The following is a 12,275-nucleotide window of genomic DNA, read 5'->3' as shown; positions in this document are numbered from 1 at the left end:
GCGCTTGATAATGCCGTGGAAGGTCTGCAGGCCGGGGCAGCCGTTGTGGCCGGGCAGTGGCGCTTGAAAGTACATGCACTGCAACCCTGCCGTGGCCCGCCCGCCTTGTAAGCGCTGTGTGACTGCAGGGGCGTTTTTGACCAGCCGCTGAGCCATTTTTATGCCGACCTTCCTTTGCAACGCATCCTAATTCATTCGGAGAACCTCTCATGCTGAAAGGCAAAACTGCCCTCGTCACCGGATCCACCAGCGGCATTGGCCTGGGGATCGCCAAATCGCTCGCAAGCCAGGGGGCCAACATCGTCCTCAACGGCTTCGGCGATGTCGATGGCCCAAGGGCCGAGGTGCTTGCCGCCGGTCAGGCCGCAGGAGCCCAGGTGGCCTACCACGGGGCTGACATGAGCCGCGCAGCCGACATCGAAGACATGATGAAGTACAGCGCGGCCCAGTTTGGCCGCGTGGACATCCTGGTGAACAACGCCGGCATCCAGCATGTGGCCGCTGTCGAGGACTTCCCGGTGGACCGCTGGGACGCCGTGATTGCCATCAACCTCACGAGCGCGTTCCACACCTCGCGCCTGGCGCTGCCCGCCATGAAGGCTGCCAACTGGGGCCGCATCATCAACGTCGCGTCGGTGCACGGCCTGGTGGCTTCGGCACAGAAATCGGCCTACGTGGCCGCCAAGCACGGCCTGGTGGGGCTGACCAAGGTGACGGCGCTGGAAACCGCCACCACGGGTATCACCTGCAACGCCATCTGCCCGGGCTGGGTGCTCACGCCGCTGGTGCAAAAGCAGGTCGATGCCAAGGCGGCCGATCTTGGGCTGTCCAACGAGGAGGCCAAGAAGCTGCTGCTGGGCGAAAAAGAGCCGTCGATGCAATTCACCACGCCCGCCGAGCTGGGCGAGCTGGCCGTGTTCTTCTGCTCGCCCGCCGCCAACAACGTGCGCGGCGTGGCCTGGAACATGGACGGCGGCTGGGCGGCGCAGTAAGCGCATTGCCTGCGGCCGGGCGGCGACCTGACGGGGCGCGGCCCGGTTTCAGGACATCGCGTGCCGTCAGTGCCACCCGCGGCCTGCGCAAGGCTGTCCAAGCGCCTTGCTGCGGCCGAACCGCGAGCCATGTCTATTGCTACTTATTTGATAGCAATAGGGGCAATTAGCACCTGGACTAGAGACCGTTTTGATTCAAAAATGGGTTCCCCGAGCCTCCCTCGGGCACCCACGCACCGGTCAGCGCATCTGCACTGACCCCGACACGTTGACGATCACCTGGGCCTTGCCCGCCTCCACGGGCATGGGCGCATCTGCTGCCATCGAGCCCATCTTGGCCTCGGCCGCCATCATCCGCGGACGCGGTCCGGGGTTCATCTCGTTGCTGTTGACGGCCACCTCGCGCAGGCTGTAGCCGCTGAAGCCAAAGCCCTTGGCCAGCTCGGTCGCACGCGCCTTGAACTGTTCAATGGCTTGCGTCTGCGCTTCACCCTCGACCTTGGCGCGGGCCTCGCGCGAGAGGCCGAACGAGACCTGGCTGATGGCCATGGTCTGGATCTTGGCGGCCGTGGTGGTGATGCGCGAGAAGTCCCGCCCTTCCAGCACCAGCTCGGCCCTGCCCTGCCAGCCGTTGATCTTCCCGTCCTTGCCGTAGCGCGGGTACAGGCCAAACGGGCCGGTGCGCACATCGAGCTGGCCCGGCTGCGCGTTGCGCTTGGCCTCTGCCAGCGCGGCGTCAAGCGCCTGGCGCAGCTGGCTTTGCACGCCTGCGGCATCGGGACCTTCCTTGCTGGTGCCCAAGTTCAGCACCAGCAAATCCTGCTGCACCTCGACCGTACCGGTGGCAGACAACTGCACCACGTTACGGACCTCGGCAGCTGGAGGATTTTGGGCGAATGCCGCGCCAGCGCAGGCCAGCATTGCACCTGCAGCTATGAATTTTGAAAGCTTTTTCATTGCGGGAAATCTCCTCGATCATTACGGGCCGCGCCCCATGGCGGGCCTACCGACGCACCTTAACCGCAGTGCGACGTGCCCGCAAAAAAGGTGGCTCCTGCATCCTGCACGATGGGGCAAAACTTGTAACAGTTGGTCAAACCCGGCCGCAAAAGCCGAACTTCGCGGCGTCATGTGGTCAGAATTGGCTCTGTTACAAATTGGACTCAGGATACCCATGGCCACAACAACCAATCGCACCGACAAGGTTCTGGTAGTCGACGACGATGCGCGGATCCGCGACCTGCTGCGCCGCTACCTGACGCAGGAAGGCTTCGAGGTGATGGTCGCCGAAGACGGCAAGGCGCTCAACCGCCTGCTGCTGCGCGAGACGGTCGACATCATCGTGCTGGACCTGATGATGCCGGGCGAAGACGGTCTGTCGATCTGCCGCCGCCTGCGTGCCGCCAACGACCGCACCCCCATCATCATGCTGACCGCCAAGGGCGAGGACGTGGACCGCATCGTGGGCCTGGAGGTGGGCGCCGATGACTACCTGGGCAAGCCCTTCAACCCGCGCGAACTGCTGGCCCGCATCCACGCCGTGTTGCGCCGCCGACCCGCGCAGGAGGCGCCCGGCGCTCCCTCGGGCGAGAACGAAGTGGTCACGTTCGGGCCGTTCACGTTCGACCTGGGTACGCGTGCACTGCAGCGCAGTGGCGAAGAGCTGCCCCTGACCACCGGCGAATTCGCCATGCTCAAGGCGCTGGTGCGCCACCCGCGCCAGCCCCTGTCGCGCGAAAAACTGGCCCTGCTGGCACGCGGCCGCGAGTTCGAGCCCTTTGACCGCAGCCTCGATGTCCAGGTATCGCGCCTGCGCAAGCTGGTCGAGGTCGATGCGGCAGCGCCACGGTATATCCAGACCGTGTGGGGCGTGGGCTATGTCTTCGTGCCGGACGGCACGAGCTGAGCCCCCGCTCGATGACCAAACCTGCTGCGAACACCCGGCCAGACAGCGGTCTGGCCGGTGACGAGGCGCCTGACCGTTCCGAGGTCACCAGCCCCGCGCCGCTGGAATCGCTTCGCGCTGCGCGCGAGCAGCGCGCTCGGGTCGGGCTGAACCTTTTCTGGCGCACGTTCTTCCTGCTGGCCCTGCTGCTGGTCGGCAGCATCCTCGCGTGGCTGCAGACGCTGCGCGCGCTCGAATTCGAGCCCCGCACGCTGCACACCGCGCAGCAGATTGCATCGCTGGTCAACCTGAGCCGCGCGGCTCTGGTGCACTCGGACGCCATCGCACGCGTGTCGCTGATCAAGACCATGGCCGACCAGGAAGGCGTGCGCATTCTTCCCCGTGAGCCCAAGGACAGCTTTCAGCTGCTGGACCACACCGCACTGGGCAACCGCCTCACCGACGAGCTCACGCAGCGCCTGGGGCCCGACACCATCGTGGCGCAGAGCGTCAATGGGGAAAACGGCCTGTGGGTGGGCTTCAACATCAATGGTGACCCCAACTGGCTGCTGATGGACCGCTCGCGCTTCAGCCCCGCCGGTGGCCGCACCTGGCTCATCTGGCTGGTGACCGCAGCCGCGCTGTCGCTGGCAGGCGCCGCGGCCATCGCACGGCTGATCAACCGGCCGCTCAAGCAGCTGTCGTATGCGGCCAATCGCGTCAAGGACGGCGACTTTGCGGCCAGCCACCTGGATGAGGAGGTCGTCACCAGCGAGATCCGCGAGGTGAACATCGGCTTCAACCGCATGGCGCAAAAACTGGCCAAGCTGGAGCAGGACCGCGCCGTGATGCTGGCCGGTATTTCGCACGACCTGCGCACGCCCCTGGCCCGCCTGCGGCTGGAAACCGAGATGAGCGTGAACGACGAAGTCGCACGCGAACACATGGTGGCCGACATCGTCCAGCTCGACGCCACCATCGACAAGTTCCTTGACTACGCGCGGCCCGACCATGTCACGCTGACGCCCGTCAACCTGCATGCCGTGATCTCGTCGTGCGTCTACGCAGTGCAGGACCACCGCGAGCTGCTGATCACCATGTCGGTGCCCGAAGAGCTGAACGTGCTGGCCGACGAGATCGAGCTGGCGCGGGTCATCTCGAACCTGCTGGAGAACGCGCGGCGCTACGGCAAGACGGAGGCCACGGGCATCGCCCACGTCGACATTGCCGCCAAGGGGCGCGAGAACTGGGTGCTGATCAAGCTGCGCGACCACGGCAGCGGTGTGCCGCCCGAGCAACTGTCCAACCTGACCAAGCCGTTTTTCCGCGGGGACTCGGCCCGCACGGCGGCAGCCGGCGCAGGCCTGGGGCTGTCGATCGTCGACAAGACGGTGCAGCGGATGGGCGGCATCTTTGCGCTGGCCAACTCCAGCACCGGCGGGCTGGTGGCGCACCTGCAGCTGCAGCGCGCCACGTCGCTCGCCGACGGGCAGGACCCCAAGCAGCGGCTGATGCGCCCCTCGGTCAAGCGCAAGCTTCCGCAGCGCCGCGCCAACGACGCCGTGACATGAGCTGACCGGGCCTGGCACGCCGCAGTGCCGGGCCCCGCGGCGCACGTCAAGCGGTAAAGATCAGCGCTGCGGCGCGCGCCTCCATGGCCAAACCCTGGCCTACCGGCCCCAGGCGTTCGGCGGTCTTGGCCTTCACGTTGACCTGCGACACGGTCACGCCCACGGCCCGGGCAATCACCGTGCACATGGCCGGGATGTGGCTGGCCAGGCGCGGCGCCTGGGCCACCACGGTGCTGTCGATGTTGCCGATCTCAAAGCCCGCCGCGCGCACCCGCCGCGCAGCCTCGGCCAGCAGCACGGCCGAATCTGCGCCGCGAAACGCAGCATCGGTGTCTGGAAAATGCCGGCCAATGTCGCCCAGCCCCGCCGCACCCAGCAGGGCGTCGGTGATGGCGTGCAGCAACACATCGGCATCCGAATGGCCGAGCAGCCCGCTGGAATGGGGGATCTCGACCCCGCCGATCACGAGCCTGCGCCCGGGCACCAGCGCATGGACGTCCCAGCCTTCACCGATCCTGAAATTCATGGGTTAGTTGCCTTCAGCAATTGCGGCACGCCGTGCGGCCGTGTTCTGTGTGTAGGGGGGGGCGCCGGGCGCAAACGCACCGGCCTGTCAAAAAATCGACTTGCGCTCCATGGCGTCGCCCGCGTGGCCCCGTTCGCCACCAAAGCGCTCCAGGGTGGTGCCATGCGACCGGGCCGCGAGCACGGCGGAGGCCAGCGCAAAGTCGTCCGGGTAGGTGACCTTGAAGTTCTGAGCGCCACCGGGCACAAGCCGCGGGTGCAGGCCCATGGCCTCCATCGCGCCCGCTTCGTCGGTCACATTGGAGCCCACCTTGGCAATCGCATCCATCAGCGGGCCGATGCGGAACATCTGTGGCGTCTGCGCCAGCCATTTGTCGCTACGGTCTACCGTGGCAGACACGCGCACGCCGCCGGGGCCATCGGTCGATGTCTTGAGGGTGTCGGCCAGCTTGTGCGCCAGCAATCCGCCCACGGTGTCGCCCGCGCACTGGTCGATCAGGGTGTCGATCTGCGCGGTGGTCACCAGGCAGCGCGCCGCATCGTGCACCAGCACCCAGTCATCCGGCTGGGCACCGCGGCCTACCAGCGCACGCAGGCCGCCCATCACGGTGTCGGCGCGGGTTGCGCCACCGCATTCCACTGCAAACCAGGCCGGGTGGGGGTAGGCGTCCAGAAACCGGTCGCCGGGCGCCACGGCCACCAGCGTGCCCAGCAGGCGCCCGACCCCGGCAAAGGCAGCCAGCGTGTGCAGGACCATCGGGCTGCCCGCCACAGCGTGGTATTGCTTGGGCAAAGGGGGCGGCGGCGCTGCCGCCACTTCGGGGCCCGATGCCGCAAAGACAGCAGCCAACGTGGAGCCCCCATGAAGGCCGCCCGTACCCGGCGCTGCAGGCTGCCCCGCCGCAATCGCGCGCGACCCCGTACCGGCACAGGGCACGAGGGCCCAGAAACGGCCCTGGGCCGACAGGGGCGCAGGGGCAGGTTGCAGCAAGGGAGCAGTCATGGAGCGCTCATTCTAGAATCTCCGGCTGCCCTCCCCATCCGGCCCGTGCGCGTCTTGCGCCCCGGGGGATGCGGCGGGCCCACTGACGCCACCGTCCGCATGGAACTGCCCAAACTCTCCCCCGGAAAACGCTTCACCCTGCCCCGCCCCGTGGGCAGCGCCGATTCTCTGCTGCTGGCCCGCCTGGCCGAGCGTGACAAGGCTGCAGGCCGCACCACCGCCATCGTCACGGCCGACGCGACCGATGCGCAGCGCCTCATCGACGAGATGGCGTTTTTTGCGCCCGGCCTGCGCTGCGCGCTGTTCCCCGACTGGGAAACCCTGCCGTACGATACGTTCTCGCCGCACCAGGATCTGATCAGCGAGCGCCTGGCCACGCTGTGGCGCATCAGCCAGAAGGACAAGGACACGGGGGCCGATGTGGTCATCGTGCCGGCCACCACGGCGCTGTACCGGCTGGCACCGCCTTCATTTTTGGCAGGCTACACCTTTCACTTCAAGGTCAAGCAAAAGCTCGACGAAGCGAAGTTCAAGGCGCAGCTCACGCTTGCGGGCTACTCACATGTGTCGCAGGTGGTGAGCCCCGGCGAATACGCGGTGCGCGGCGGGCTGATTGACCTGTTCCCCATGGGCTCGCTGGTGCCCTACCGCGTGGACCTGTTCGACAACGAGATCGATTCGATCCGTACGTTCGACCCCGACAGCCAGCGCAGCCTGTACCCCGTGCCCGAGGTGCGCCTGCTGCCCGGCCGGGAGTTCCCCATGGACGACGAGGCGCGCGCCAAGTTCCGCAGCCGCTGGCGCGAGATGCTGGAGGGCGACCCGACCAAGAGCCGCATCTACAAGGACATGGGCGCGGGCGTGGCCACCGCCGGCATCGAGTACTACCTGCCGCTGTTCTTCGACGAAACCGCCACCGTGTTCGACTACCTGGGCGCTGAGGCCACGGTGGTGCTGCATGGCGACCTGGAACCGGCGTTCCAGCGCTTTTGGCAAGACACCAAAGACCGCTTCCGCCTGGTGCAGGGCGACCCCGAACGGCCTGCCCTGCCGCCCGAGGCGCTGTTCCTGTCCATCGACCAGTTCTACACCCGCGCCAACCACCACGCCCAGCTGTCGCTGCGCCCCGGCGTGGCGGATGTGGATGACAACCCGCACTTCCAGAAGCTGGGCGATCTGTCGGTGGTGCGGGGCGCCGAAGACCCGCTGGCGCGCCTGCACGCACACATCCGCAACACGCAGCACCGCGTGCTGCTGCTGGCCGAAAGCGACGGCCGGCGTGAGAGTCTGCTCGACTTTCTGCGCGCCTCGCAGCTCAACCCGCCTGCATTCGATTCGCTGGCCGAGTTCCAGGGCGACACGGCCGAAAAGGTCGGCATTGCCACGGCCGGCCTCACCGTGGGTTTCAGCTGGATCGAGGACGGTATCGACTTCGTCACCGAGACCGAGCTGTTTGCCGCCGGCCCCACCACGCGCCGCCGCAAGAAGCAAGAGCAGGTCAGCGATGTCGAGGCCCTGATCAAGGACCTGGCCGAGCTCAACGTGGGCGACCCGGTGGTGCACAGCGCGCACGGCATTGGCCGCTACCGCGGGCTGGTGAACATGGACGTGGGCAACAAGAACCCCGATGGCACACCCGCCATGCAGGAGTTCCTGCATCTGGAATACGCCGACAAGGCCGTGCTGTATGTGCCGGTGAGCCAGCTGCAGCTGATCAGCCGCTACACCGGCGTGAGCGCCGACGAAGCCCCGCTGCACAAGCTGGGCAGCGGCCAGTGGGAAAAGGCCAAGCGCAAGGCCGCCGAGCAGGTGCGCGACAGCGCCGCCGAGCTGCTCAACATCTACGCGCGCCGCGCACTGCGCCAGGGCCATGCCTTCCGCTACAGCCCGCAGGACTACGAAACCTTTGCCAACGACTTTGGCTTTGACGAAACGGCCGACCAGAACGCGGCCATTCACGCCGTGATCCAGGACATGATCAGCCCCCGCCCCATGGACCGCCTGGTCTGCGGCGACGTGGGCTTTGGCAAGACCGAGGTGGCGTTGCGTGCAGCCTTTGTGGCCGTGACGGGTGGCAAGCAGGTGGCGTTTCTGGCGCCCACCACGCTGCTGGCCGAACAGCACTACCAGACGCTGGTAGACCGCTTCAGCAAATGGCCGGTGAAGATTGCCGAGGTGTCGCGTTTCCGCTCCGGCAAGGAGATCACGGCCGCCATCAAGGGCATCGGCGACGGCACGGTGGACATCGTGGTGGGCACCCACAAGCTACTCTCCGAATCCACCAAGTTCCACAACCTGGGCCTCCTCATCATCGACGAGGAGCACCGTTTTGGCGTGCGCCACAAGGAGCAGATGAAGGCCCTGCGCGCCGAGGTGGACGTGCTCACGCTCACGGCCACGCCAATCCCGCGCACGCTGGGCATGGCACTGGAAGGCTTGCGCGACCTCTCTGTGATCGCCACTGCGCCGCAGCGCCGCCTGGCGATCAAGACCTTTGTGCGCAACGAAGGCACAGGCGTGATCCGCGAGGCCGTGCTGCGTGAACTGAAGCGCGGCGGGCAATGCTACTTCTTGCACAACGAGGTGGAGACCATCGAGAACCGCCGCCAGAAGCTCGAAGAAATCCTGCCCGAGGCGCGCATTGCCGTGGCCCACGGCCAGATGCCCGAGCGCGAGCTGGAACGCGTGATGCGCGACTTTGTGGCGCAGCGCTACAACATCCTGCTGTGCTCGACCATCATCGAGACCGGCATCGACGTGCCCACGGCCAACACCATCATCATGAGCCGCGCCGACAAGTTCGGCCTGGCCCAGCTGCACCAGCTGCGCGGCCGCGTGGGCCGCAGCCACCACCAGGCGTATGCCTACCTGATGGTGCCCGACACCGAAGGGCTGACCAAGCAGGCGCAGCAGCGGCTCGATGCCATCCAGGCGATGGAGGAGCTGGGCAGCGGCTTCTACCTGGCAATGCACGACCTGGAGATCCGCGGGGCGGGCGAGGTGCTGGGCGAAAACCAGAGCGGCAACATGCTGGAGGTGGGCTTCCAGCTGTACAACGAGATGCTGAGCGAAGCCGTCAAGGCGCTCAAGGCCGGCAAGGAGCCCGATTTGCTGTCACCGCTGAGCGTGACCACCGACATCAACCTGCACGCCCCCGCCCTGCTGCCCGACGACTACTGTGGCGACGTGCACCTGCGCCTGTCGTTCTACAAGAAACTGGCCACGGCCAAAACGCCGGACCAGATCGACGGGCTGCTCGAAGAAATCGTGGACCGCTTTGGCAAGCTGCCTGCGCAGGCGCAGACCCTCATCGACGTGCACCGCCTGCGCGTGCTGAGCCAGCCCTACGGCGTGGTGAAGGTGGATGCCGCGCCTGGGGTGATCAACATCACCTTCAGGCCGCAGCCGCCCATTGACCCGATGCGCATCATCGAGCTGATCCAGAAGAACAAGCACATCAAGCTGGCGGGCAACGAGAAGCTGCGCATCGAACGCGAACTCAAGGAGCCCAAGGACCGGGCCCAGCTGGTGCGCGATGTGCTGCGCAGCCTGGGGCAGCCGCTGGTTGCTGCTGCAGCATGATTTCGAGCACTTTTTGAATGATTTTGGCTGCAGGTGCACGTAACGTATGCACCTTTAGCTATTGAAAACATAGCAAATCGACCATGTGGCTGGAAGCCCTGCTTGCCGTTGTAGCCCTTGTTGCCGCCCTGGCGGCAAGGCCGTGGCGCATGCTGGCCGCCCGCCCGCCGCTGGTACACCAGACGCACGGCGCGCCCTCAGCGCTGTGGACGCCGCTGCTGGCCACCCTGGTGTTCCTGCCCTGGATGTGGGCCCTGCCCACGCTGCACGCGATGCCGCTGCAACTGCAATGGTCGGGCGCCTGCCTGGTGGTGCTGATGCTGGGCTGGCCGCTGGCAGTCCCGGTGTTCATCGGCGTGGGCGTGGCGGCGGGCCTCATCTCACCTGCCCTGGCGTGGCCCGATGCGCTGAGCGCCGTCGTGTGGCTGGGGGTGGTGCCCGCCACCCTGGCGCTGGGCCTTGGTGCCCTGGTGCGGCGCTACACAGGCACCCGGCCGTTCGTGTACGTACTGGGCCGCGCGTTCCTGGGCACGGTGGTCTGCGTGTTTGCGGCCGGTGTGCTGTCGCAATGGAGCGGCCACCTGCTGCCCGGCGTCGGGGGCGAGCTGTCCCTGGTGGCCCGCTGGCTGATGGCCTGGGGCGATGGCTTCGTCACCGGCATGCTGGCCGCCATCTTCGTGGCCTTCAAGCCCGAGTGGCTGGCCACCTGGTCTGACCGGCTGTACCTGCCTCGGCCCCGGTGAAGCTGGCTGCTGGCGCGCAACGGTTGCCTCAGCGCAAGGGGGGTGCTGCGGTCACGAAACAGGCTGGTTGGCTCGTCAGCCGTGGCCCAAGTCGCCTGCATCCAGGGCAGGTGGGCGCAACAGGTCCTCGTTGATGCCCATGACCTGGCTGGCCCGCTCCACGGCCTGCCACAGCGTTGCAGGCATCTGCAGGATGTCGTCCGGCGTCGCGGAGCGGGCAATCCAGGCGCTGATATCGCCGTGCTGCTCGGCGGTCAACAACTCAAGGTGCAGCATTTCGTCAATGGTTTTCATCGGTCATCCGTAGGGGCCGGTCGTGCCGGCCGGGTGGCGCATGGCCCAAGGCTAACCCACTGGGGCCTCCCGGCCGTAACGGTCGGCGGCAGGGCGCGCACAGCGCGCTCTGCGGATCGGCTACGGGGGCCACGGCATGGGCTTTACCATTGCGGGCTTGTGTTTAAACCCGCCTTTTTGCCTGCGCCATGACCCATGCCACCGAATTCGCCCCAGGCCTTGTTGTCCAGGGTATCGAGCCGCCCCTGTCCCTGTCGAGCTACAAGCTCATCGCGTTCGACATGGACTCCACCCTGATCAACATCGAGTGCGTGGATGAGATCGCCGACGCCGCAGGCCGCAAGGCCGAGGTGGCCGCCATCACCGAGGCCGCCATGCAGGGCCTGATCACCGACTACAAGGAAAGCCTGCGCCAGCGCGTTGCGCTGCTCAAGGGCGTGTCGGTGGCGCACATGGAACAGGTGTTCAGCGAGCGCCTGCGCTTCAACCCCGGTGCGAAGGAGCTCATCACTGCCGCCAAGGCTGCGGGCCTGACGACGCTGCTCGTCTCGGGCGGCTTCACCTTTTTTGCCGACCGTGTGAAGGCCGGGCTGGGCATCGACCTGGCGCGCTCGAACATGCTGGAGATCGACAACGGCTACCTCACCGGCCGCATGGTCGACCAGGCCTGGGGCGACATCTGCGACGGCGCCGAAAAGCGGCGCACGCTGCTGGAAGTGGCTTCGCTCATGGGCATCTCGCCGCAGCAGGCGATTGCCGTTGGCGATGGCGCGAACGACCTGCCCATGATGGGCGCCGCCGGCCTGTCGGTGGCCTACCACGCCAAGCCCGCCGTGCGTGCGCAGGCCAAGGTGGCCATCAACCAGGGCGGGCTGGACCGCCTGCTGGAAGTGCTGCGCTGAGCCCTCACCGGCTCGCCACACCGTTGTGCTGACAGCGCGCTTCACCCGCGCCGCGCGGGCCCTGCTCCGGGGCTGGAAGCAGCACCTGGCCACCCTCGCGCTCGCCTGGATCGCCATCGTGGCGGTAGACACCTGGCGCACGCGCGACCTGCCCCGGGGCCCAGCGCCCGATACACCGCTGGTGATGGCCGCAGCCGCCGACGGCACCGCCACCGCGACCACGCTGGGCGACTGGCGCGCCCAGCACCCCGGCCGGGCCGTGGCCGTGCATTTCTGGGCCGAATGGTGTTCCATCTGCAAGCTGGAAGAGCCCAGCATCGCCAGCCTGTCTGCCGACTGGCCGGTGCTGGGTGTGGCCATGCAGTCGGGCAATGCCGAGCGCGTAGCCCAGGTGCAGCGCCAGCGCGGCATGGCCTGGCCCACGGCGGTAGACCGAGCGGGCAGCCTGTCTCGCAGCTGGGGCGTGCGCGCCGTGCCCGCGCTGGTGGTCATCGACGCGCGCGGCCAAGTGCGGTTCGCTACCTCGGGCTACACACCCGAATGGGCCATGCGCCTGCGGCTGTGGTGGGCGCAGACCGTGCCGCAGTGGTATGAATTGCTATCAACACAATAGCATCTTGCGCTTGATGGACGAGCGCGGACAGCCATTTTGACCACTATTTTTGACTCCACAGGGCGCACCATGCCCTGATGCGCCCCGCGCTGCCTCTGGCGCAAATCTTCAAGACTCGCCCGCCCCAGCCTTTGCACACTGGCCCCCGTCACACCACGGAGGCCC

11 protein-coding genes are annotated in these 12,275 nt (G+C 67.0%); 7 read left to right on the top strand and 4 right to left on the bottom strand.

All coding sequences use genetic code 11. The annotated features are described in order from the left end of the window. The first annotated feature begins 209 nt into the window (after positions 1 to 209). The gene (locus ACTPOI_RS18115) at positions 210 to 992 is read left to right on the top strand and encodes a 3-hydroxybutyrate dehydrogenase (RefSeq protein WP_440111287.1); all 783 of its coding nucleotides are present in this window, start codon (positions 210 to 212) and stop codon (positions 990 to 992) included. A 240-nt stretch (positions 993 to 1,232) separates the two neighbouring features. Here ACTPOI_RS18115 and ACTPOI_RS18110 read toward each other — a convergent pair whose 3' ends face one another. After that, entirely contained in the window at positions 1,233 to 1,949 is a 717-nt protein-coding gene (locus ACTPOI_RS18110) for an SIMPL domain-containing protein (protein ID WP_440111285.1), read from the bottom strand. Between the two features lie 217 nt (positions 1,950 to 2,166). Here ACTPOI_RS18110 and ompR point away from each other — a divergent pair, with 217 nt between their 5' ends. Both ompR and ACTPOI_RS18100 read left to right on the top strand, forming a co-directional pair. Next, complete coding sequence (gene ompR, locus ACTPOI_RS18105; protein WP_440111283.1) at positions 2,167 to 2,898, top strand: osmolarity response regulator transcription factor OmpR; 732 nt, start codon at positions 2,167 to 2,169, stop codon at positions 2,896 to 2,898. A gap of 11 nt (positions 2,899 to 2,909) precedes the next feature. Next, positions 2,910 to 4,448: an ATP-binding protein gene (locus ACTPOI_RS18100; RefSeq protein WP_440111281.1), complete on the top strand. Its 1,539-nt coding sequence runs from the start codon at positions 2,910 to 2,912 to the stop codon at positions 4,446 to 4,448. Positions 4,449 to 4,494: 46 nt separating this feature from the next. On the opposite strand, the gene ispF is transcribed toward ACTPOI_RS18100, so the two are convergent. Both ispF and ACTPOI_RS18090 read right to left on the bottom strand, forming a co-directional pair. Then, entirely contained in the window at positions 4,495 to 4,974 is a 480-nt protein-coding gene (gene ispF, locus ACTPOI_RS18095) for a 2-C-methyl-D-erythritol 2,4-cyclodiphosphate synthase (RefSeq protein WP_069106239.1), read from the bottom strand. Between the two features lie 87 nt (positions 4,975 to 5,061). After that, a complete protein-coding gene (locus ACTPOI_RS18090) occupies positions 5,062 to 5,976 on the bottom strand; it encodes an IspD/TarI family cytidylyltransferase (RefSeq protein ID WP_440111279.1) in 915 nt (304 codons plus the stop codon). A 99-nt stretch (positions 5,977 to 6,075) separates the two neighbouring features. Here ACTPOI_RS18090 and mfd point away from each other — a divergent pair, with 99 nt between their 5' ends. Both mfd and ACTPOI_RS18080 read left to right on the top strand, forming a co-directional pair. Further along, positions 6,076 to 9,558, top strand: a complete 3,483-nt coding sequence (gene mfd, locus ACTPOI_RS18085) for a transcription-repair coupling factor (protein WP_440111277.1) — start codon at positions 6,076 to 6,078, stop codon at positions 9,556 to 9,558. 83 nt (positions 9,559 to 9,641) lie between these two features. Then, positions 9,642 to 10,301 carry a hypothetical protein gene (locus ACTPOI_RS18080; protein ID WP_440111275.1) on the top strand — a complete coding sequence of 220 codons (660 nt, stop codon included), beginning with the start codon at positions 9,642 to 9,644 and terminating at the stop codon, positions 10,299 to 10,301. A gap of 75 nt (positions 10,302 to 10,376) precedes the next feature. Here ACTPOI_RS18080 and ACTPOI_RS18075 read toward each other — a convergent pair whose 3' ends face one another. Then, a complete protein-coding gene (locus tag ACTPOI_RS18075; RefSeq protein ID WP_440111273.1) occupies positions 10,377 to 10,595 on the bottom strand; it encodes a hypothetical protein in 219 nt (72 codons plus the stop codon). A gap of 188 nt (positions 10,596 to 10,783) precedes the next feature. Between ACTPOI_RS18075 and serB the strand changes: the two genes are divergently transcribed. Together serB and ACTPOI_RS18065 are read left to right on the top strand one after the other, a co-directional pair. Beyond that, the gene (serB, locus tag ACTPOI_RS18070) at positions 10,784 to 11,497 is read left to right on the top strand and encodes a phosphoserine phosphatase SerB (protein WP_440111271.1); all 714 of its coding nucleotides are present in this window, start codon (positions 10,784 to 10,786) and stop codon (positions 11,495 to 11,497) included. A gap of 25 nt (positions 11,498 to 11,522) precedes the next feature. Continuing rightward, entirely contained in the window at positions 11,523 to 12,110 is a 588-nt protein-coding gene (locus tag ACTPOI_RS18065; protein ID WP_440111269.1) for a redoxin domain-containing protein, read from the top strand. The last annotated feature ends 165 nt before the right edge of the window (positions 12,111 to 12,275 follow it).

This window comes from Acidovorax sp. BL-A-41-H1 (assembly GCF_051942715.1).
The sequence above is the reverse complement of the archived record's forward strand: the minus strand, read 5'-3'. Positions and strand labels throughout refer to the sequence as shown.